We start from the raw sequence: 22,679 nt of genomic DNA, 5'->3' as shown, positions 1-22,679 counted from the left end.
GGGCGGCCGTTTCCCCTTCTGAATTCCCGCTCGGGCTGAAATAACAATGACAAAATTTCCTCAATTACTGGCCCCCGGCCGTATCGGCTCACTTGAGCTGCGCAACCGCATCGTCATGGCGCCCATGGGCTCTAACTTCGCAGAAGCGGACGGCCAGTGCGGCGAACGGATTCAAGCCTATTACGAAGCCCGCGCCCGGGGTGGCGCCGGCCTGCTGATCATGGGTGTGTGCTCGATTGCCTTTCCCGCCGGTACCGCCGAACCGTTCCAGGTCGGTGTGTCCAGCGATGACTTTATTCCCGGCCTGAGCCGCCTCGCCGAACGCGTCCACCGCCATGGCGCCAAAATCGCCATGCAATTGCAGCATGCCGGCAAGACCTCCGTGCGGGACATGGCCGAAGGTCGGCAACTCTGGGTGCCCTCCGTACCACCTGTGCTGCAGAGCGACATGATGAGCGCGCTGACGCCCGAGGAACTGTCCAACTTCGTCAGTTCCATGAAGCGCCGTGCCGAAGGGGCGCCGATCCGGGTGATGGACAGCGCAGACATCGCACAGATGACCGACTGGTTCGCCTGCGCCGCCGACCGCGCCAAACGCGCCGGTTTCGACGGGGTGGAACTGCACGCGGCCCACGGCTACATCATCGCCGGTTTCCTGTCGTCCTATTACAACCACCGCGAAGACGCCTATGGGGGCAACCTGGAAAACCGGGCCCGGCTGCTGCTGGAGATTATCGCCGCGGTACGGGCCAGGGTCGGCCGCGAGTTTCCTGTATGGCTGCGCCTTGACGCCGAAGAGCTGCACACCCCGGGCGGCATCAGCCTTGACGATGCCATCGCCGTGGCGCGCATGGCCGAGGCGGCCGGAGTCGACGCCGTCAGTGTTTCGGCCAGTGCCCGCATCATCAGCGGCGTGGTGTTTACCGAGGCGCCCCTGGTGCACAAACCCGGTGGATTTATGGAGTGGACCGCCGCATTCAAACGCAGCGTGAATCTGCCCGTGATCGCGGTGGGTCGCATCGAGCCCGACGTCGGTGAAAACGCCTTGAAACGCGGCGACTGCGATTTCATTGCCATGGGCCGCAAGCTTCTGGCCGATCCGGATCTGCCGAATAAACTGCTCAACGAGCAGGAGTCGAGTATTCGGCCCTGCATCTACTGCTACGTCTGTGTCAGTCAGATCTTCGTCAACGAGCGCGTCAAATGCGCGGTCAACCCCATGACCGGCCACGAGTTCGAATACGTCATCACCCCGGCCGTCACCGCGAAACACATCGTGGTGGTCGGCGCAGGCCCTGCCGGCATGGAAGCGGCCCGGGTGGCTGCCCTGCGCGGGCATCGCGTCACCCTGCTGGAACGCAGCGACCGCCTCGGCGGCACGTTGTTCTTCGCCGGTTTGGCCTATGCCGAAAACGCCCGCCTGCTGGACAATCTGCGGGTACAGGTGCAGCAATCGGCAATTGATATTCGCTTGAACACCGAGGCCAGCCCTGCCCTGCTGCGTGACCTGGGTGCCGATCAAGTGCTGGTGGCCGTCGGCGCCGAGCGCGCAGCGCCAGCCATCCCTGGTGCGGATCAGGATCATGTCTGGAGCGGCGACGAACTGCGCCGCCTGATGACCGGCGACCGCGCCGACGAAGTCGCCAAGCGCAAGTTGTCATTCACCCAGCGCACATTGATGAAAGCCGGCAGCCTGGCGGGCATCACGGACAGCAGCGAAGCCATGCAAAAACTGTCGCGGGTCTGGATGCCCCTGGGCAAGCGCGTCACCATCATCGGAGGGGGACTGGTAGGCCTGGAGCTGGCGGAATTCCTCATCGCCCGTGGCCGCCAGGTATGCGTCCTGGAAAGCGGCACCCATCTGGGCCGCGAACTGGCCATCGTGCGCCGCTGGCGCGTGCTGCATGAGATTCGCGTACTCGGAGGCGAGTTGATCACCGGTGCCAGCGTGACCGCCATTGACGGCCAGCGCGTGCACTACCAACTGGCCGACGGCCAGGTGGGTGAAAGCCAGGCGGACTCGGTGGTCCTGGCCATCGGCGCCCAGCCCAACACCGACCTGCTCGACGCCTTGACCCTTGCCGGCGTCAACGCCATCAGCCTGGGTGATTGCCACAGCATCGGTTACATCGAAGGCGCCATCAGTGCAGGGCACAAGGCCGGGCGCGAAGCCTGACACTCCCTTGAAAACAGGGCGTGGCCTGCAACGGCACGCCCTGTGAAGCTGGTGCATTGGCGATCACGGAGCCGCTTGACTATATTTCACGCACATCAGGAGATCCTCGTGAAAACAGACCAGCGCCACTTCAAAATCGACAACATCGAATTCAACGTCAGCGACATCGGCCGCAGCAAGGCTTTCTTCGGCGCTGTATTTGGCTGGACATTCACTGACTATGGCCCGACCTACAGCGAGTTCAGCGACGGCCAACTGACCGGCGGTTTCACCACCTGCGAACCGGTCCGTTCCGGCGGGCCACTGATCATCATCTACGCCAACAACCTGAAACCGGTAGCACACGCGATTACCAACGCTGGCGGACAGATCATCCGCCCGGAATTCTCCTTCCCCGGCGGAACACGCTTTCACTTTACCGACCTCGACGGATACGAATGGGCCGTCTGGACCGAACCGCAGACCTCCGACTAACCCCCATCGCCCACACACACCTTCAAAACCCGTAGCAGCTGACGAGCGGAGCGAGGCTGCGTCAGCCGCCGGACGCGGCCTCGTGCTACTCGACCGCTGCTACAGAAACACCCCCAAACCCGTAGCCGCTGCCGCAGGCTGCGAAAAGGCAACCACCCCAACCCCGTAGCAGCTGACGAGCGAAGCGAGGCTGCGTCAGCCGCCGGACGCGGCCTCGTGCTACTCGACCGCTGCTACAGAAACACCCCAAACCTGTAGCCGCTGCCGCAGGCTGCGAAAAGGCAACCACCCCCCCCCCGTAGCAGCTGACGAGCGGAGCGAGGCTGCGTCAGCCGCCGGACGCGGCCTCGTGCTACTCGACCGCTGCTACAGGAAAACCCAACCTGTAACCGCTGCCGCAGGCTGCGATAAGACAACCACCCCAACCCCGTAGCAGCTGACGAGCGGAGCGAGGCTGCGTCAGCCGCAGGACGCGGCCTCGTGCTACTCGACCGCTGCTACAGAAACACCCCAAACCTGTAACCGCTGCCGCAGGCTGCGATAAGGCAACCACCCCACCCCCCGTAGCAGCTGACGAGCGGAGCGAGGCTGCGTCCGCCGCTGCTGCACCCATCGCAGCCTTCACCAGTGGCGACAAAAAAAGCCCCGTCGTTGGCCGACGGGGCTTCGGGTCAAACTCGGTTTGAAACGCTTAGCGCCCCTTCGCCCTTGCAGCATCGGCGGTGTACTGATCCGGGGTGAATGTGCCTTCGTTCAGGATCGGGCCTTTTTTCGCTTCGTTGGTCATGCCGTAACCGGTGTATTGCCCCGAGTTCAAGTCCATGAAGAACTGGGAACCCGCTTGCCAGGCACTCATGTCCGGGTGGTAGTAATAGTTGACCATCGCGTGCTTCCACAACTGCCCACGGGCATCGTAGTTGTCCGCCATCACGGTGTGCCAGGTGTCTTCGTCAATGAACATTACGCGTTTGCCGTAGACGTGGCGGTAGCCTTCCTTGAGATCAGCTTCCAGCACCCACACCCGACGCAGTTCATAACGCATCAAATCCGGGTTCGGGTGGTTCGGGGTCAGCATGTCGGCATATTTGACCGTGCCGGCGTTCGCCTTGTAGGTGTTGGCCGGAATGTAGATTTCACGCTTGCCCACCAGTTTCCAGGAAAACCGTTCCGGTGAACCGTTGAACAAACGGTCTTCGTCCACGGTCATGGTGCCGTTGGTACCGATCATCGGCTGGTCATAGCCGTACCCCGGCAACAGCCGCACACGACGGGTCGAAGGGCTGTAGCTCCAGGCCTGACGCGGGTTGGTCAGGAAGTTGTAGGGTTCGTGCGAAATGCTGATCACACCGTTGTCACGGGCCGGTTTAAGCGTGGTGTTGTTGCCCATGGCCTGGATTTTGTCTTCGGTTTTTGGCTCGACCGTCGGCGAGTTGGCTTGTGACAGGCCTCGCCCATAAGCGCGGCCCCAGCCAATGCTGCCATTGGGCAGTACCGACGCCAGATCGCTGGTTTTCTCTTCGGTCCAGGCGCGTGCCGGCAACTGGTGGTTCCACAGCAGTTCCATACCGTTTTTCGGAATCGGGAACGGCACCTGGCCCAACCCTTCAACGCCCATGCCATCGTCGACCAATTTGGCGTTCAAGGCGTTGCTCATCGCCCGTTTGCACACGTAATCGGGGTAGCGGTAATCACGGTGCCCCGGATAGATGTTCATCTTGTAGGTGGTTGGATAGCGCTTGAGCAGCGCTTTCTGCCCTTCTGTGAGTTTATCTGCGTGCTCAGCCATGTTTTGCGCGGTGATGACCAGAATCGGCTTTTCAGCGGCGTAAGGATCCACCGGCTGATCGCCCGAGAACTTGACGTGATTCCAGCCCGGGACTTCGCCGAGGTATTTGCCGGTGTACGGCGGGATGGTGCCCGCGGCGTTACCCGCCTGTTCAGCGCCCACACAGGTCAGCTCTTTGCCCAGTTTGGCCGCTTCTGCGGGAGATACCTGAGCGGATACCGTACTGACTGCAACGACATTGACGGCCAGAGCGGTGACGAGCATTACGCCTGTTCTTGTTATTTTCATGTATTGCCTCCTACGCGAATAAGGCTAGCTGGGGGATGTGTCCATTCTTCGCCATCTACCGGCGAGTACATCGTCCACAAAGACTAATCAGGCCGTTAGCAACACGTCCTTGAGCACATTTTTAAGCATCTTGCCGGAGGCATTGCGCACGAAAGGCGTGTGCTGGACATGGATCTGCGCCGGCACCTTGAAGCTCGCCAGGCGCTGGCCAATAAAGGTGCGCACCGCCTCGCTGTCCGGGGTATCGCCCGGGTTGCCGCGGACCACGAGATACACCACCTCGCCCAGTACGTCGTCAGGCATGGCGAAGGCCGCGGCCTCGATCACGCCCGGCATTTCACAGGCACAGGATTCAACTTCGGCAGCGGAAATTTTTTCGCCACCCCGGTTGATCAGGTCCTTGGCCCGGTCAGTGATGTAGAGAAAGCCTTCTTCATCCAGATGACCAATGTCACCGGTGTCGAGCCAACCGTCGCGCAAGGTCTGGCTGCTGGCTTCAGGCAGGTTCCAGTAGCCACTCATCAGGGTCGGCGAACGCAACCAGATCAGCCCGCTGACACCGCTGGCCACCGGCCGATGGGGATCATCGCCAATGCGCACATCAACGATGGGCAAGGGCCAACCGGCCGATGCCGGTTTGTAGACGAACTGGTCACCGCCGATGGCCGCGCAAATGCCGTTGCTTTCGGTCAGGCCATAACCGCTGCCACCGATGGCTTCCGGTTTGCGTTGCGTCAGGTGCGCCAGCAAGCTGCTGGAGGGCGCCGCCCCGCCAAGCCCCAAGCCGAACAGGCTTACGGTGTCGGCCGTACCAAAGCGCGGTGAAGTCAGCAGTTGCTGCATCATCACGGGCGCGCCGTTGAATTGCGTGCACTGCTCGTCGCGGATCATGTCGAAGGCTTTTTCAACATCCCACTTGTACATCAGCAACAAGCGGCGGCCGCTGCGCAGGGCCAGCAAGAATTGCGCATGCAAACCGCTGACATGGAACAGCGGCACCGCCATCAAGGTGGTCGGTGCATAGCCGCTGTTGATCACCACGCTGATGCGCTCCGGTGAGCTGACCGCGCAAAATGCGCCTTGAAACTCCAGGGCCGCCAGGGCCTGACACACCGCACCATGGGTCGACAGCACGCCTTTGGCCAGGTTGGTGGTGCCAGAGGTGTAGAGAATCATCGCCGGGTCGTCTGCGCTGACGTTCAATTGCGGGGCACTCAGCGCAGGCGCGGCCAGCAGGTCTTCCAGGCGCTGGCAATGCTCATCCAGCGGCTGATCCGCAGCCATGCCGACGACGATGGTTGCCAGGCCTTTGGCGTGCAGGTCATTGCTCAGCAATTGCAGGCGCGGTTCGTCACACAGCAACAAGCGCGCACCGCTGTCCTGCAGGCCGTGGAACAACTCGTCGCGCAGCCCCCAGCTGTTCAGCGGTACACACACACCGGCGCAACGCTGAATGGCCGCAAATGCCACCAGCCAGGACGGCTGGTTGCGCATGGCAATGGCCACGCGATCACCTTTGCGCACACCGAAACGCTGTACCAGTTGCCCGGCCAGGCGATCCACCTGGTCAAAAAACTCGGTGAAGGTGAGACGCTGCTGCTCCCAGACCAGAAACTCCCGATCGCCGTGTACGCGACCACTGTCAATTGCCGCCCACACACTCGGCGCACAATGCCGGAAGTGCTTCGGCCCGCCATCGGCTGGCGTCAGCACTTCAAAAGGCGAACCGGCACCAATCAGTTGTTGCCAGGCACTCTGCCATTGCTCAAGTTTCATCTTGTTATTCTCCTGACCCAAACCATTCGCAACAGGCTCAAGCGTGCGCGAGCTCAAGGGCGCCATAGCGCTCGCAGTGGTAATCGGTATCGCCGAGACACGCTTGCGCCACCCGAATACGCTTGAGATACAGGCCGACATCCAGCTCGTCGGTGACGCCGATGCCGCCGTGCATTTGCACCGCTTCGTTGGCCACTTTGAGCGCCATGCCGCCCGCCTTCCATTTCGCCAGACTGGCCAGGCGCTGACGCTCAGCCTCACTCAGGCTGGCATCGTCGAGCGCCGCCAACCCGGCCATGACTGCACTGCGCGCCAGAGCCAGCTCCACATAGAGCTGGGCCGCCCGGTGTTGCAGTGACTGAAAGGTGCCGATGGCCACATCGAACTGGACACGGGTCTTGAGGTAGTCGAGGGTCATGTCGAACAGTCTTTCAGCCATGCCCAGCATTTCTGCCGCCAGGCACACGCGCGCGCGATCCAGCGCCGTATTCAAGGCAGGCCAGGCAGAACCGGCCTCTCCCAGCAACGCGTCGGAACCGACCTGCACCTGGTCCAGTTTCAAGCGCGCATGATTGCGCGAGTCAATCAGCGGCAAATCACTGACAGTCAGGCCTTGGGCATCGGCGGGTATCAGGAACAGGCTGATGCCCGTTTCGGATTGCTGGGTCGACGAGGTGCGCGCAGCCACCAGATAAGCGTCGGCCCCCATGCCGTCGATGACAAAAAACTTCTCTCCGCTCAGGCTGTAGCCCGAGGCATTGGGTACGGCCTGCAAGGCCAGATTCGTCGGCGCATGCCGGGGCTGCTCGTCAAGGGCCAATGCCAGCCGCTGTTCGCCACTGATGGTGGCCGACAACCAGCGGTCCTGTTGCTGTGCGTTGCCTTGCAGGTGCAACAGCGACCCGCTGAGAACCACGCTCGACAACAACGGCGAGGCGCTCAGGTTGCTGCCGATGGACTCAAAAACAGGGCCCAGGCCCATGCAGCCGAAGTCCAGCCCGCCAAGGTTCTCCGGAAATGGAATCGCGCTCCAGCCCAACGCCACCGCGTCTTGCCACAGCTGGCGGTCAAAACCGTTCGCCGCGTGCTCATCACGCAAAGCGCGTTGACGGGACACCGGGCTGCGCGCCGCCAGGAACTCGCGGGCGCTGTCGGCCAACAGCCGTTGTTCTTCGCTATAAAGCAGGTTCATGGTGAGGTTCCTTACTTCGCTTCAGGCAGGCCGAGGACCCGCTTGGCGATGACATTGAGCTGGATTTCCGACGCGCCGCCGGAAATCGTCAGGGCAAAACTGTTCAGCCAGCCACGGGTAATGGCTTGCTCCCGGGAGCTGAAAGCTTCCTTGCCCCAGCCCAGCGCGTGGTAACCCATGACGTCCAGCAGCACTTCGAACTTGTCGCGTTCCTGTTCGGTATGCACCAGTTTCATGATCGACATCAGCCCGCTGACGTCCTGCCCGGCACGGGCTTCTTCGCCCATGCGCTGCACGGTCAGGTTGTAGGCCTGCTCATTCATTGCGCTGGCCACGGCACGCGCCACCAGCGCCGATTCACCCGCACCGGCCGGTTCAGGCAAGAACTCTTGAACCAGCGGCAACAGATGGAAGTGCGTCGGCAAACTGAACTCACCGAACTTGGACATGGCTTTGCGTTCGTGCTGCAACAGGCGCTTGGCCAGGTTCCAGCCGCCATGCAGCGGGCCGATCAACTGGCTTTTCGGCACTTTGACGCCATCAAAAAACACCTGGCAAAAGGCCGATTTTCCGCTGATCAAATCAATCGGTGCCACGCTCACACCCGGGCTGTTCATGTCGAGCACAATCAGGCTGATACCTGCGTGTTTGCTGGCCTTGGGATCGGTGCGCACCAGCGCGTACATCCAGTCGGACTTGTCGCCGTAGGAGGTCCAGATCTTGCTGCCGTCCACGACAAAATGATCGCCGGCATCGCGGGCTGAGGTTTTCAGGCTGGCCAGGTCAGAACCGGCATTGGGCTCGGAGAACCCCTGGCACCAGCGCACTTCGCCACGGGTCATGGGGGTCAGCAGGTTTTTTTTCTGCTCTTCGGTGCCGAATTCCAGCAGAACCGGGCCCAGCATCCAGATTCCCAGGTTGATTTGTGGCGGACGGCATTTGAGGCGACGCAGCTCGCTTTCCAGCACCGCGTTGTGCTCCGCGCTCAACCCTGCACCGCCATAGGCTTGCGGCCAGTCCGGGCAAAACCAGCCCTTGTCACGCATACGCTCGAACCACAGCCGGGCGTCCGCACTTGGAAACTCAACAGCGCTCGCTCCCCAGACCAACTCGCCTTCCGGAATGGCCTTGCGCTGCGACGGCGGGCAGTTGGCCTCGAGCCAGCTGCGGGTTTGCTCTCTGAACGAATCAGTCGTGCTCATGTTCTTTCACCTGTCGGTTCGTGTAGCCGCTGCCGAGGCACGAGGCTGCGATGGGCTGCGAAGCGGCCCCCGGGTTTGAAGGGCCTGCGGCCCTTATCGCAGACTCGTACCTCGGCAGCGGCGACCGTATTCAGCGTTATCAGCGTTGTGTACGGGGCATACCCAGGCCGAACTGGGCAATCAGCTCGCGCTGGATTTCGTTGGTCCCGCCACCAAAGGTCAATGTCACCGAAGCGCGCACTTCGTACTCCAGATCGCCTTGCAGCAATGACGCCGCCGAACCGCCGCGTACCAGCCCGTTGGCACCGACAATAGTGCTCAGTACCCGCAGGATCTCGATCGCCGACTCAGAGCCGTAAACCTTGGTGGTCGAGGCCAGCGCCACGTCCATGCGCTCGCGCTCCAGGTCGGCGGCGATGCGCAAGTTGATCAGGCGCATGGCTTCCAGCCGGGCGTAACACTGCGCCAGACCTGCACGCACCCAGGCTTTGTCAGTGGCACGAACCCCGTGTTCATCCGCTTCACGGGCCCACAGCAAAACCCGCCGGAACAGCCCGACCACTTTGTCCGACCAGGCACCCAGGCCCAGCCGCTCATGGTTGAGTTGCGCGGTGATCAGCTTCCAGCCAGCGTTCAACTCACCCACCAGCATCTCTGCAGGTACGCGCACGTTGTCGTAGTAAGTGGCCGCTGTCGGGTTGCTGGTGGTCGGGATGACCGTGGTCGAGAAACCTTCGGAGCGGGTATCCAGAATCAGGATCGACACGCCCTTGTGCCGAGGTCGCTCCTGATCGGTACGCGCGGCCAGCCAGATGTAATCGGCGGACTCCGCGCCGGAGGTCCAGAGTTTGTTGCCATTGACCACAAAGTGATCGCCTTCGGGCCGGGCTGTGGTTTTCAGAACCGCCAGGTCGCTACCGGCATCAGGCTCGGAATAGCCAATGGCGAAGATGATTTCACCGGCAGCAATGCCTGGCAGGAACTTGGCCTTTTGCAGTTCGGTGCCGTAGGCCATCAGAGCCGGCCCCACGGTGCTGATCGTCACAAATGGCAGCGGAGCACCGGCAATATTGGCCTCTTCAAAGAAGATGAACTGCTCGGTCGGGCCGTAACCCTGGCCCCCGTACTCCTTGGGCCAACCCACGGCCAGCCAGCCATCGCGTCCCATCTGGCGAATGGTGTCGCGATAGAGTTCGCCGCCCTCTTTACCGCGCAATTGTTCACGCAGCTGCGGGGTCATCAGGTTTTGGAAATAGTCCCGCACCTTATGGCGCAGGGCATGTTGTTCGGGTGTGAGGTCGACGAACATGGGAATCCCCTCAGGCTGTGCCAAGAATCAGGCCGCTGGTAGGTACACCAGTGCCGGCGGTTACCAGAACGTTTTCCACGTTGTCGACCTGGTTGACCGCCGTGCCACGTACCTGGCGCACCGCTTCAGCCACACCGTTCATGCCGTGGATATAGGCCTCGCCCAATTGCCCGCCGTGGGTATTGATCGGGAACTTGCCGCCCCGCGCGTGATGCCCGGCGCGAATGAATTCCTTGGCTTCTCCGCGCTCGCACAAGCCGAACTCTTCCAGTTGCGGCAGGACAAACGGTGTGAAGTGGTCATAGATGATCGCCGTCTGCAGGGCTTGCGGGCCCAGGCCCGACTGGCGATACAGTTCTTTGGCCACCACGCCCATCTCCGGCAAGCCGGTGATATCGTCGCGGTAGAACGAGGTCATGATTTGCTGACCCGAGGTGATGCCCTGGGAACCGGCCTTGATCGTCACCGGCTTTTGGCGCAGGTCCTTGGCGCGTTCGGCCGAGGTAATCACCATGGCCACTGCGCCGTCGGATTCCTGGCAGCAATCGAGCAGGTGCAAGGGCTCACAGATCCAGCGCGAAGCCTGATGTTCTTCCAGAGTGATCGGCTTGCCGTAGAAGAACGCCGCCGGGTTGGTGGCGGCAAAGTCCCGCACGGCCACGGCAACACGGCCGAAGTCTTCGGACGTAGCGCCGTAGGTGTGCATGTAGCGCTGGGCGAACATGCCGACCCAGGATGCCGGTGTATGCAGGCCGTGCGGCATGTACCAGCCGTAGTTGACGTTCTCGAAAATCGGCGTGGAGGCAAAGCCATAGCTGCCGCTGCCGAAGCGATACCACGAGCGTTCGTTCATGGCGCGGTACACCACCACGACTTTGGCCACGCCCGTGGCGACGGCCATTGCCGCATGCATGATCGGAGCACAGGCAGCACCGCCGCCGTGGGGCACCTGGGAGAAGAACTTGACGTCCTTGCAGCCCAGCAAGCGAGCGATCTCATACTCCGGGACTTTGTCCACGGAGTAAGAGCTGAAGCCTTCGACTTCGGACGGATCGATGCCGGCATCCTTGAGAGCCGCCAGCGTAGCTTCCAGCGCCAGGCGAAGTTCGGTGCGCCCGGAGTTTTTCGAAAATTCGGTCGCGCCCAGGCCAACAATGGCGGCACTGCCGGAAAGTGACGATTGCGTCATGTGTGCTGTCTCCCGCTATCAGGGCAGAACCAGCGCGACCGTACCGGTCACGTGGTTGCCCATCGAATTTTTGCCGCTGAGGGTTATTTCCACCGTGCGGGTGGCAGGATCCTGATGGGTGACGGCGCCATTGAACGTCATGCAGTCACCCGGGTAGTTCGGTGCGCCGAGCTTGATCTTCAGCGAAGCAAATCGCGCTTCAGGGCCGGCCCATGCTTCGACATACCGTTGCACCAGCCCGTTGGTGGTGAGGATGTTCATGAAGATGTGCGGCGAGCCGAGGGCCTGGGCAGCGTTCAGATCATGGTGGCCCGGAAAATAATCACGGGTGGCAATCGCCCCGCCTGTCACCAGGCCCACGGTAATCGGGATCGCAAGCGCCGGCAGGGTTTCGCCGGGGCGCACGTCATCAAAGCGCTTGGTGTTCTTCGAGGTCATATTTCCATCCCAGCTTGTCGTTGTCGCTCAGCCAATCGCCGAGGCGTTCCAGGCTTGCTGCCGAACCGCCCAAGGCACTGCCCAGGGCGCGGCTCCAATAGAGATAGCGATGCATCGGGTATGTCAGGTCGACACCGATACCGCCGTGTACGTGCTGGGCGTTATGCCCGATCAAGTGGCCCGCTTCACAGGCCTGCCACGCCGTGGCCAATGCCTCGGAGGGCGCAGGCAATCCGGCATCCAGGCGATAGCACAACTGCCACAGGCAACTGCGCAAGGCTTCGAGCGCGATATGGGCGTTGGCCATGCTCATCTGCACCGCCTGGAAACTGCCGATGCTGCGATCGAACTGGCGGCGGTCGGTGACGTATTCCACGGTGCGGCGAATCTGCTCGGTGCTGACGCCCAGTTGCAGGGCGGCCAGGGCCGCGATGCTGCGCGGCTCAAGCCAGCTCAGGGCCGTTGGCGCCAGCAAATGGCTGGAGGGAACGTGCAGGCCATCAATGTGCACATCAGCGATCGCTTCGCCGTGAGTCATCCTTCCTGGCACGCAAGTGATCGCTTTTGCCGCCAGTTCGACCAGCGCCAAACGCGGCTGACCGTCAACGCTGACCAACAGCAAGGCCGCTTGCGATTCCTCGGCCAGCGCCAATGCCGCCACCCGCCCGTCCAGTTGCCAGCCGCCCTCGTGGGCCGTGGCGTGCAGCTCGATACCCCGGGCGCTGCTCAAACCATTGAGGTCCAGGGTCAACAGCGCATTCCCTGCCGCCGCCTCGCTCGCCCACGCCAGCAATGCCGGGTCGGCACCGTGCGCCAAAGTGGCCGCTGCCAGTTGATGCCGCCACAGCGGCACCTGACCCAGCGCCCCGCCCTGTGCCTGCAATACCTGCATCAGCTCAGTCATGCCCAGCCCGCTGCCACCCTGTGCTTGCGGGATGGCCAGGGCTTGCAGACCAGTCTCCACGCACAGTTGCCACAGCGGCTGCATAAATGCCGCATCGCTGGTATCAAACTGGCGCAGGCGATCATCCGTGCAATAGTCGGCAAACACGCTGCCGGCCATTTGCGCGATGGCGCTCTGATCCTCGGTCAATTCAAAGTCCATGCTGCCCCCTTACTCGGCTGCAGGCCGGAACATTGGCAAGGTCAACTCACCGTCGAAAGTCTGGAACTCAAGCTGCAGGGGCTGACCGATACTCAACGCCTCGCGCTCGATCCCCACTAGCCCGGCCACCAGACGTACGCCCTCCTCCAGCTCGATCAGGCCGATCGGGTTGGGGTGATCGAACGGTGCCACTTCGGGGTAATGCATGATCACGAACGAATACAAACTGGCACGCCCGCTGGCCTCGACCGTGTCCCAATCGAAGGAATGGCAGTCGATGCAGACCGGCGCCGGAGGATGGCGCAGGGTCTGGCATTGCGTGCAGCGCTGGATCAGCAACTTGCCGGCATCGCAGCCATCCCAGAAGAAACGGGTGTCATCGCTGATGCCCGGCTTGGGCCGCTTGACGACAGGTGCTGCCTCGACCTTGGCCGGCGCCGCTTCCACCCCGTGCCGAGTAGCCGGACGGAACTTGAACACGCGAAACAACAGTTCCCCGACCGCTTCGTCGCCACTTTTGTGCTCGACGAAGTAGCTCATCACCAGCGTGACAAAGAACCCGGTGCCGAGCCCCGTGGTTTTCTCGTCGCCCACCGAGTCCAGGCGCGTGGTGTAGTAGAGCTTTTCACCGGGACGCAGGTTGCGGTTGAAAGTCAGCTCGGAGTTGACCGCGACCACTGAGGCATAGCCGTACGACTCAATCAGCTTGAGCACTTCGTAAGGGTTTTCGGCGGTTGAGCCCGGCGGGTAGTTGTTCGCGTGGAAACCTTCCATGCACCACACCTGCAACATCGATGCGGGTGCGACCAGACCGTCCTGCGGGCTGTTGGCGGCAAAAGCCGGATCTGTGTACAGCGGATTGTCCACGCCCATGATCTCGCACCACTGGCGAATCATCGGGGCGTTGACTTCGTCCCAGGCGTACACGCGACCATATTCACGCCCCACCAGGGCGCGTACGTCGGTTAGCAATTGAGAATCAGCCAAGTTCGTCTCCTGCGTCTTGAGAGCGGCAACCCACTGGTCGCCGCTGAAGGTCGATCAGTGCCCTGCGCTCTGCGCCGCACCCAGAAATGCCGGGCGTTCACCGCCACCGTGTAACAACAAATTGCAGCCGCTGGCATAACCCGCCATCGGTGAAGCGATAAACAGGCAGGCGTTGCCGATGTCCTCCGGCAGCGCCATACGGCCAGCCGGAATCCCTGCGCTGACCGCCGCAACCCCGTGTTCGTCGCCGTAATGCAGGTGCGACTGTTCGGTACGGACCAACCCGGGGCTGACCGCAACCACACGCACCTTGGGTGCCCACTCAACGGCCAGTGATTGCACCAGCGCCAGCACGCCGGCCTTGGCCGCGCCGTACGCCGCCGTACCGGGCGATGCACGCAAGGCGCTGATGCTGCCGATAAACACAATGCAGCCGCCTTCGACCTGTTGCTGCATCAAGGCGTTGGCCTGCTGCGCGACGTTCAAGGGGGCAATCAGATTGAGGCGGATAATGCCTTCATGAAACCGGGGTGAAGCGCTGCCAGCCTCGGCCGCAGGGCTGCCTCCCGCATTGTTGATCAGCACATCGAGGCGACCGAAGTCAGCACGAATGCCATCGAACAACGCCTTGAGCGAATCCAGGTCACGCACATCCGCAGCCATGAACACGGCCTGCGCCGAACCCGCCCGGGGTAATACTTCAGGTGCCGTCCTGCCGCACACGATCACCTGTGCCCCGGCTTCCAGAAAACTGCAGGCAATACCTGCACCGATGCCTTTGGTACCGCCGGTGACCAGCACCACCTTGCCGCTGTAGTCCAGCCCTGAGAGTTGCCCCATGACGTGCTCCTTTTCTACTGATGGAGCCACTCTAGGGACATTCCCGGGGCTGCTCGTCGTCTGAATGGACGATGAAGCACTGACGTACCAACGCAACAATCCAGCGCACGCTGTGGTGACAGCCCCTGTTAATGAGGAACCCCATGTCAGACCCATCTGCCGCGCCGGTATTGCTTGAATTCCCGACCCCGGGCGTGGCCCTGCTGCGCCTTAACCGCCCCCAGGCGACCAATGCCCTGAGCCTTGAATTACAGGCGCTGTTGTCGCGCTATTTCGTTGAACTGGCGCAAAACCCCGAGGTTCGTTGCATCCTGCTTACGGGCGGCGACAAGGTGTTTGCCGCCGGGGGAGACATCAACAGCATGGCGGGGGTCGGCCCGATCGACATCTACCAGCGGCATACCGAGCGGGTCTGGGCACCGATCCAGCATTGCCCCAAGCCAGTGATTGCCGCAGTGTGCGGTTACGCCTATGGCGGTGGCTGTGAGCTCGCGATGCTGGCCGACATCATCGTGGCCGGGCACAGCGCCAAATTTTGCCAGCCGGAGATCCGGATCGGGATCATGCCCGGCATCGGCGGCACCCAACGTCTGGTCCGCGCCGTCGGCAAGGCCAAGGCCATGCGCATGGCCCTGACCGGGCAGCCGATTACCGCTGAAGAAGCGTGGGTGGCCGGGCTGGTGAGCGACGTTGTGGCCGATGAAAAAGTCCAGGCGCACGCCCTGGAAATGGCCAGCCTGATTGCCGCCATGCCACCGCTCGCCGCTGAGCAGATCAAGGAAGTGATACTGGCCGGGGTGGACGCCCCCCTCGAAACGGGCCTGGCCCTGGAACGCAAAGCCAATGCCCTGTTGTTTGCGTCCCGCGATCAGAAAGAAGGGATGCTGGCATTCATCGAAAAACGCCCGGCCGTGTTTGAAGGGCACTGAGCCCCAGCAAGTAAAAGCCCCTCACCGTCCGGGAGGGGCTTTTCGGGTGGGTTACACCACGCTCGCGCGCAGTTCGTTCTTCGCCACTTTGTTTGAGGCATTCACCGGCAAAGCGTCATAGAACCGCACCCGACGCGGCACTTTGTAGTTGGCCATGTGCTCGCGTGCCCATTGAATCAATCCGGCTTCGTCCAGTTGCTGGTCATGACGCAAGACCACGCACGCACACCCCACCTCACCCATGCGCTCGTCAGGCACACCGATCACGGCCACTTGGGCAATGGCCGGGTGCTCGATCAAGCCGGCTTCAATTTCGGCCGGATAGCAATTGAAGCCCCCGACGATGAACATGTCTTTCAGGCGATCCGTGATCCGCAGGTTTCCCGCTGCGTCCAGTTCGCCAATGTCGCCGGTGTGCAGCCAGCCATCACTGTCGATGGTTTCAGCAGTGGCGGCGGGATCTTCGAAGTACCCTTTCATCACATGAAAACCGCGCAGGCAGATCTCGCCGGTCATGCCCGCTGCCAACGCGCGGTTTTGCGGATCGCGAATGCTCACTTCTGTACCCGGGATCGCTCGTCCACTGGTACCGGCGATGGTGGTGGCCGGGTCGGCCGGGTCGCAGATAGTCGCCAGGCCACCGCATTCGGTCAGGCCGTAGGCGGTTGTCACCACCGAGAACCCCAGTTCCTGGCGCATGCGCTCGATCAGGATCGGCGGAATGGTCGCCGCCCCCGTGACCGCAATCCGCAGGCTCGACAGGTCGGTTTCAGCCAGTTTCGGGTGAGCCAGCATCGACAGGTAAAGGGTCGGCGGCCCCGGCAGCACATTGATGCGCTCGGCAGCAATGCGCTGGAACACAGCTTCGGCATCGAACACCGGATGCGGCAAGATCGTCGCGCCGGCCAACAGGCAGGTCAGCCAGCCGGCCTTGTAGCCGAAGGCATGAAAAAACGGGTTGATCACCAGATAGCGATCGCCAGCCTCCAGCCCGATGACATTGACGTACTCGCTGAAGGCCCGGATGTTTTGCCCGTGAGCGCTCATCACGCCTTTAGGCTTGCCCGTGGTGCCGGAGGTAAACAGCAGATCACTGAGGTCATCAGCGCCCACACCGGCGGCACGTTGGCGGGCAGCCGCTTCACTGATAACGCTGCCCTGGGCCAGAAATTCATCCCAGACCATGTCCGCCGAGTCGTGGCCTGACACCCCGCCCAGCAGCACCTGATGCTCAAGGCTGGCCGGGCGATGCGGCGCCAGTAACGCCAGGTAGTCGGTCCCCAGGAATGTCGGCTGCACGAACAGTAAACGCGCGCCGCTACGCAGCAGGATGTCTGCCGCCTCGATGCCCTTCATGCGGGTATTGATCGGAACCATCACCGCCCCTGCACAGTGGATACCCAGGGCGGCGATGATCCATGCCCGGCCATTGGGTGCCCAGATTGCCACCCGGTCACCCTTGCCAATGCCCCGGGCCATCAGGCTACGGGTCACGGCCAGCGCCAGTAGCGGCAAATCCCGGTAGTCGGTGCACTCGCCATTTTCTTCAATCGCTGTACGCCCGGCATGTTGCTGCGCGGCGCTGAGCAGCAGGTCGGGAATCGAACGCGGCAGGTTGAGGGCCGCGCGGGGCATTGCTTGCAGGCTGGAAGTCATCGGTCGCTCGTCTGGCTGATTATTCGGGAAAACACACGCGCAGGTGTTCACTGTTGGGCACCGATTGGCACGCCAGCACCCAGCCGTCATTCAGTTCCTGCTGGTCCAGGGCATCGTTGCGCAGCATCTCGACACTGCCCCGCTCCACGGTACACATGCAGGTGGCGCAAGAGCCCACCAGGCATGAACTGGGCGGTTTCAGACCGGCACGCTGCATGGCGTTGAGCAGGGTTTCACCTTCGGCGCACGGCACTTCGAACTCCTCGCCATCGAGACGTACCGACAGCTGGCTGCCGATGACATCTGTATCGACGGCGGCAGGCGCTGCCACGCTGCCTTCTTCGGGCAACGAGACGAAACGCTCGACGTGGATCCGTCCATGTTCCATGCCGATCAGATGCAAGGCGCTGACGGCCGCGTCCATGAACGGCCCGGGGCCACAGATGAACGCCTGGGCCCGGGTAAACGGCCGGGCCAGCTCCGCCAGTTGTGCAACGGCCGGAATCCCCTGTACCGAATCCAGCCAGTGAATGATTTGCAGGCGTTGCGGGTAGGCGCTGGCCAGGGTTTTAAGCTCGCTGGCAAAGATCACCGAAGCCTCATCGCGGTTGGCGTAAATCAACAGGATGCGGCCAGTGCCGGCGATCAAGGCCGAGCGCAGGATCGACAGCACCGGCGTCACCCCGCTGCCACCGCCAAACAACACGAAATCATCGTCAAAATGCCGGGGCACAAACACCCCAGCCGGGGCCAGCACCTCAAGCCGGTCACCCTCGCGCAACTGCTCGCACAACCAATTGGAAGCACGACCGTCGCGTACCTGCTTGATCGTGACCCGTAGTGGCTCGTTCTCCAGCGGGGTGCTGGACAGCGAGTAACACCGCGGCAACCAGCCACTCTCAAAGGGCACGCGCAAGGTCAGGAATTGACCGCTCTTGTAAGAAAACTGTTCGCGCAATGCCTCGGGAACCTCGAACACCAGGGATTTGGCATCCGCGGTTTCCGTGACGATCTGCGCCACTCGCAGAGAAATATAGGCCGGTTGGTTCATCTCAAATACTCATCACAAACTGACCACTGTCGATCCGCAATTCGATGCCGTTGATGGCCCGTGACTCGTCACTGGCCAAAAACAACACGCTGGCGGCCACATCTTCGGGCAAGCACATGCGCCCCATGGGGTCGGCATCGATGCTCAGGCTCCAGGGATCGACCCCGGCCGGTAACGTCGATGTGGTCATGGGGGTGAGGATGCCGTCCGGGTGCAAGGAGTTGCAGCGGATCCGGTATTTGCGTCGACGGCACAACGCCGCCACCGAACGGGTCAATGCCGCAACCGCCCCTTTCGAGGCGCTGTAGGCCACGTAATCGTCACGGCCGGCAACCCCGGCAATGGAAGACATATTGATGATCGAACCGCCCTCGCCCTCTTTCATCAGGCTGATGGCGGCGCGACACCCCAGGAACACGCTGTCGGAGTTGACCCGTTGCACCCGCTGCCAGTCGGCATAGTCCGTGTCTTCAATGCCGCCCTTGAGCAAGATCCCGGCGTTGTTGAACACGATGTCCAGGCGCCCGTAGTCCTGACGGATGCGCTCGATGACCCGCGCCCAATCTGCTTCGCTGGCGGCATCGTGCTCAATGAACAGCGCCTGGGAACCGATCTCCTCGACCAGGGCCAACCCGGCGGCCACATCAATGTCGCTGATGACCACCCGGGCACCTTCTCGCGCCAGCAGCATGGCGCTGGCCCGGCCGACACCACTGGCGCCACCAGTGATCAAAGCCACTTTGCCTGCAACCCGTGCACTCATGTCGTCGTCCTTTTAAAGAGGCTCAAGGGCCAGGTTTTCAGAAACCGGTGCTGTCGCCGCACTCACCGCATACCCGGCACGGCGTCCGGAAAACACGCAGTCAGCCAGTGACAGACCGCTGATGTAGAGATGGGAAGCCACGCCAATGGCGGTACGCCCGGCACTGAACAGACCGGCAACGGGTTCGCCGTTGTCATCCAGTACGGCACCGTCGTCTTCATTCACCTTAAGGCCACCCAGGGTCAGTGCCCCCAGCGGAAAGACCGGATTGCCGACGCTGATGTCACAGGCGTAGAACGGACCCTGATCAAGCACCTGGCGACTGCCTGTAGATTTGCCAAAGGCATCTTCCGCGACGCCACGGGCCCCGGCGTTGTATGCCTGCAACGCCGCACTCAGCTCGGCAGGTTGCATGCCGCAGGTACTCGCCAATTGTTCAGGTGTTTGTCCCTTGCGAACCTTGAGCAGCATCAGCGCCAAGGCCGGCACGCTCTGGAACCACCAGTAGCCACCAAACAGCGCCTGGCGAATGGCCTGCTTGCGCAGCCGCGCATCCAGGATCAGCCAGGCCTTGCCGCCCTGCTCTTCACACAAAGGCTGCCCCAGGGTGGCCCCGTAGACTTCTTCATTGCAAAACCGCTGGCCATCGGTGTTGACCACAATGCCTTTGGGCCAGCAATACGGTGGATTGATAAAACGCCAGGCCGACACCCGGCTCAGCCGTTCGCTGCAGGCCCCGACCGACTGCCCCAGGCGCAGGCCGCTACCGTCACAACCGGTGGCACCGACCTTGAAATTACGGCGGAATTTCGGCGCGTGATCCTGGATCAGCTCGCGGTTGAAGATGAAACCGCCCGTACTGAGAATGACCCCGCGTCGCGCCCGCACCAGGGTCGGCCGGGCGTGGTCATGTTCCAGTTGAGTGATTTTCTGGCGCAAGCGGTCGCAGTAACCCGGCGCAAAATTTTGCAGGCGCTCTGCCCGGGCGGCCAGGCGCGCATGCAGGATCGCCTCGCGACTGCCCGCGGGCAGGCACCAGAGTTCGGCGCCAATCACCCGTCCGCTGGCATCGATCACCAGGCGCCGGGCGGCAGATTGCAATAACGGCTGAACCCCGGCCTTCAGGCAGGCGTCCTTCAAATGACGGTAAAGCACTGCGCCGCACTGGCCCTTGCCCACGGTGCGATGCCCTCGCGGGGCCGGCGCCTGCTCACCGGCATGGGAAGGCACCAGCTCGTTACCCGAGTAATACAGAAAGTAGCCATCAGATGGATAAGAGGTTTTGCCCCCGGGCGGCACACTGTGGGCGTAACGCGCACCGTGGCCTTCCAGCCAGCTCAGGTTGCTCACGCTGTCAGCACAAAACTTGCGCAAAGTCGCATCGCTGACCACGCCCTGGGTTTCGTGCTTGAGGTAGTCAAACATAGCCTGCGGACTGTCACTGAAACCGGCCGCCTGCTGCTGCCGTGTGCCGCCACCGGCATACACCACGCCGCCACTTCTGGCACTGGCGCCACCGCCGTTGAAACGGTCGGCAATGATCACCTGTGCGCCATGACTGCGGGCTTCCAGAGCCGCACAGGCACCCGCCGCCCCCCAGCCAATCACCAGCACGTCACAAGTGTCACTCCACGTCCGGTCGCCCAGTTGTTCTTCTACCAACGGCGCAAGAATCGGTGTGTTGCTGTCGCGACGGGGCCGGCTCATACCAAGGCCTCCTGCTGGACGCTGGACGCTACCGGCGCTTGAGTCGCAATGTGATTGGCCGCGATGTAACCAAAGGTCATCGCAGGCCCCAGTGTGCCGCCCGCGCCCGGGTAGCTGGTGCCCATCACCGACGCCGAGCAATTGCCGATGGCATACAGGCCGCTGATGGGCTGCCCGTCCTCGCGAACCACTTGCGCATGCTGGTTGGTCAGCAGACCGCCTTTGGTGCCGATGTCGCCGGCATCCAGGCGCATGGCGTAGTACGGCCCTTTGCGCAGCGGGGCCAGGCAGGGGTTGGGCTTGATATTGCAGTCGCCGTAATAGCGGTCAAACACGTTGCCGCCACGATCAAACTCCAGATCGACACCGGTCTGCGCATACTCATTCATTTTCTGCACGGTGCCGTTCAGCCCCTGGGCATCAACGCCGATTTGCGCCGCCAGAGCGTCAAGGCTGTCAGCCTTCCAGTACACGGTGTTGAGCCATTCCTTGCGCAAACGGCTGTCAGGGGCGACCTGCGCCGGCATGAGCGGGCCCATGGCGTAATGGAAGCGGAAATGACCGTCGAAGATCACCCACGATGGCACCGACTGACCGCCGGTTTTCTGGTTGTCACGGTACATGGCGTCGACGAACTCCAGGTACGGCGCCGCCTCGTTGACGAAACGCCGGCCCTGGCCATTCACCACGATGGCGCCCGGAAACGCCCGTTCGGCAAAGACACCGCGGGGTTTTTCTTCACCAGGCACGGCTATGGTCGGTGCCCACCACGCCCAGTCCATCAGCGCCGTGGCGGCGCCGATTTTGAGCCCGGCTTCCAGCGCAGCTCCGGTGTTGTTGCCCGGTGGAGTCGCGCTCCAACTGGCGCGGGTCGGTTGCGGCAGGAATTTTTCACGCAGAGTCTGGTTCTGCTCAAAGCCGCCAGCGCTAAAAATCACCCCGCGCCGGGCCTTGAGTTCGAGCACTTTGCCGCCGGTGGCGACCTTGATCCCGCACACCCGATCATCGTCGAGCAGCACGTCCTGAAAATCGGTGTTGAGCCACAGCGGCACATTGCGGTCCATCAACGAGCGGCGCAAGGACGCCACCAGCGAGCTGCCGAGGGCGGCCCGGCGGTCGTACTTGCTTTTGCGCCGCCATTTGAAGTCCAGTTTGTAGCGGGCCATCAGTTTGAAAATCAGCCATTGCCAGCCGAAACTGCGGGCCATGGCCTTATGCGCATCGCGGGCAGTCCACGCAATGCGCCCCATGAGCAAGGTCGAAGGTGACGGCTTGCGCAGGTTGGGCAATTCTTCAGCCAGCAGGCTGGTGTCGAACAATTCGGGGTCGAGGGTGCGACCTCCGGCCAGTGCACCTGGCAGTTGCGGGTAGTAATCCGGGTATTTGGCGGCCACGGCATAGCGCACACGACTGCTGTCGGTCAGCTTTTTGATCATCGGTGCAGCATTGTCCAGATAGGCTTGCAAGCGCACCGGATCACCGTGCTCGCCCGTGGCGGCCTTGAGGTACTGCATCGACAACTCAGGGCTGTCCTGCCCACCCATGGCCGCGAAGTAATGGTTGTTCGGGATCCAGATCCCGCCGCCGGAAATCGCCGAGGTACCGCCGTACTTGTCGCTTTTTTCGACGATAAGCACCGACAGGCCCTGATCGGCAGCAAACAGGGCCGAGGTCATGGCTCCGGCACCGGAGCCGACCACGATAACGTCATAGCTGGACTGAGACTGAACGTGAGTTGTCATTATTGTTATGCCATCCGTTGAGGTCAGAAATTTGGCCCGACAGAACGGCCAACGGTGCGCGCAGCCTTC

General features: G+C 62.2%; 18 protein-coding genes. 3 read left to right on the top strand and 15 right to left on the bottom strand.

The window, feature by feature from the left end:
- Positions 1-46 precede the first annotated feature (46 nt).
- Positions 47-2,176 (top strand): oxidoreductase, encoded by a 2,130-nt coding sequence (locus tag DQN55_RS10300; protein WP_048380227.1) that lies wholly within the window; start codon positions 47-49, stop codon positions 2,174-2,176.
- Positions 2,177-2,284: 108 nt separating this feature from the next.
- Positions 2,285-2,650 carry a VOC family protein gene (locus DQN55_RS10295; protein WP_082150731.1) on the top strand — a complete coding sequence of 122 codons (366 nt, stop codon included), beginning with the start codon at positions 2,285-2,287 and terminating at the stop codon, positions 2,648-2,650.
- A 691-nt stretch (positions 2,651-3,341) separates the two neighbouring features.
- On the opposite strand, the gene DQN55_RS10290 is transcribed toward DQN55_RS10295, so the two are convergent.
- The 10 genes from DQN55_RS10290 to DQN55_RS10245 form a co-directional block, all read right to left on the bottom strand.
- Positions 3,342-4,724, bottom strand: coding sequence for a DUF1329 domain-containing protein (locus DQN55_RS10290; RefSeq protein ID WP_408634587.1), 1,383 nt, complete (start codon positions 4,722-4,724; stop codon positions 3,342-3,344).
- Positions 4,725-4,811: 87 nt separating this feature from the next.
- On the bottom strand, positions 4,812-6,500 hold the full coding sequence (locus DQN55_RS10285) for a class I adenylate-forming enzyme family protein (protein ID WP_048380232.1): 1,689 nt from the start codon (positions 6,498-6,500) through the stop codon (positions 4,812-4,814).
- 37 nt (positions 6,501-6,537) lie between these two features.
- Positions 6,538-7,692, bottom strand: a complete 1,155-nt coding sequence (locus DQN55_RS10280) for an acyl-CoA dehydrogenase family protein (protein ID WP_048380234.1) — start codon at positions 7,690-7,692, stop codon at positions 6,538-6,540.
- An 11-nt stretch (positions 7,693-7,703) separates the two neighbouring features.
- Complete coding sequence (locus tag DQN55_RS10275) at positions 7,704-8,894, bottom strand: acyl-CoA dehydrogenase family protein (protein WP_048380236.1); 1,191 nt, start codon at positions 8,892-8,894, stop codon at positions 7,704-7,706.
- Between the two features lie 139 nt (positions 8,895-9,033).
- Complete coding sequence (locus DQN55_RS10270) at positions 9,034-10,203, bottom strand: acyl-CoA dehydrogenase family protein (protein ID WP_048380239.1); 1,170 nt, start codon at positions 10,201-10,203, stop codon at positions 9,034-9,036.
- A 10-nt stretch (positions 10,204-10,213) separates the two neighbouring features.
- Positions 10,214-11,392 carry a lipid-transfer protein gene (locus DQN55_RS10265; RefSeq protein WP_048380241.1) on the bottom strand — a complete coding sequence of 393 codons (1,179 nt, stop codon included), beginning with the start codon at positions 11,390-11,392 and terminating at the stop codon, positions 10,214-10,216.
- Positions 11,393-11,410: 18 nt separating this feature from the next.
- Positions 11,411-11,830, bottom strand: coding sequence for a MaoC family dehydratase (locus DQN55_RS10260; RefSeq protein WP_048380243.1), 420 nt, complete (start codon positions 11,828-11,830; stop codon positions 11,411-11,413).
- On the bottom strand, positions 11,802-12,935 hold the full coding sequence (locus DQN55_RS10255) for an acyl-CoA dehydrogenase family protein (protein ID WP_048380245.1): 1,134 nt from the start codon (positions 12,933-12,935) through the stop codon (positions 11,802-11,804). Before DQN55_RS10255 ends, DQN55_RS10260 begins: the two co-directional genes overlap by 29 nt.
- Positions 12,936-12,944: 9 nt before the next feature.
- On the bottom strand, positions 12,945-13,922 hold the full coding sequence (locus tag DQN55_RS10250) for a bifunctional MaoC family dehydratase N-terminal/OB-fold nucleic acid binding domain-containing protein (protein WP_048380247.1): 978 nt from the start codon (positions 13,920-13,922) through the stop codon (positions 12,945-12,947).
- A gap of 54 nt (positions 13,923-13,976) precedes the next feature.
- The gene (locus tag DQN55_RS10245) at positions 13,977-14,762 is read right to left on the bottom strand and encodes an SDR family oxidoreductase (protein ID WP_048380249.1); all 786 of its coding nucleotides are present in this window, start codon (positions 14,760-14,762) and stop codon (positions 13,977-13,979) included.
- A 143-nt stretch (positions 14,763-14,905) separates the two neighbouring features.
- Between DQN55_RS10245 and DQN55_RS10240 the strand changes: the two genes are divergently transcribed.
- Complete coding sequence (locus DQN55_RS10240) at positions 14,906-15,691, top strand: enoyl-CoA hydratase (protein WP_172601025.1); 786 nt, start codon at positions 14,906-14,908, stop codon at positions 15,689-15,691.
- A gap of 51 nt (positions 15,692-15,742) precedes the next feature.
- On the opposite strand, the gene DQN55_RS10235 is transcribed toward DQN55_RS10240, so the two are convergent.
- The 5 genes from DQN55_RS10235 to DQN55_RS10215 are packed head-to-tail and all read right to left on the bottom strand — an operon-like array spanning position 15,743 to position 22,610.
- Positions 15,743-17,347, bottom strand: a complete 1,605-nt coding sequence (locus DQN55_RS10235; protein WP_048380253.1) for a FadD3 family acyl-CoA ligase — start codon at positions 17,345-17,347, stop codon at positions 15,743-15,745.
- 19 nt (positions 17,348-17,366) lie between these two features.
- Positions 17,367-18,398 carry a ferredoxin--NADP reductase gene (locus tag DQN55_RS10230; RefSeq protein WP_048380255.1) on the bottom strand — a complete coding sequence of 344 codons (1,032 nt, stop codon included), beginning with the start codon at positions 18,396-18,398 and terminating at the stop codon, positions 17,367-17,369.
- 1 nt (position 18,399) lies between these two features.
- Entirely contained in the window at positions 18,400-19,161 is a 762-nt protein-coding gene (locus DQN55_RS10225) for an SDR family oxidoreductase (protein WP_048380257.1), read from the bottom strand.
- Between the two features lie 12 nt (positions 19,162-19,173).
- Positions 19,174-20,868, bottom strand: a complete 1,695-nt coding sequence (locus DQN55_RS10220; protein WP_048380258.1) for an FAD-binding protein — start codon at positions 20,866-20,868, stop codon at positions 19,174-19,176.
- Complete coding sequence (locus DQN55_RS10215; RefSeq protein WP_048380260.1) at positions 20,865-22,610, bottom strand: FAD-binding protein; 1,746 nt, start codon at positions 22,608-22,610, stop codon at positions 20,865-20,867. The genes DQN55_RS10220 and DQN55_RS10215 overlap by 4 nt, the downstream gene beginning before the upstream one ends.
- Positions 22,611-22,679: the final 69 nt, after the last annotated feature.

The organism is Pseudomonas taetrolens (genome assembly GCF_900475285.1).
GTDB classification, from domain to species: Bacteria; Pseudomonadota; Gammaproteobacteria; order Pseudomonadales; family Pseudomonadaceae; genus Aquipseudomonas; species Aquipseudomonas taetrolens.
This window is presented reverse-complemented; position numbering and strand designations above follow the sequence as displayed.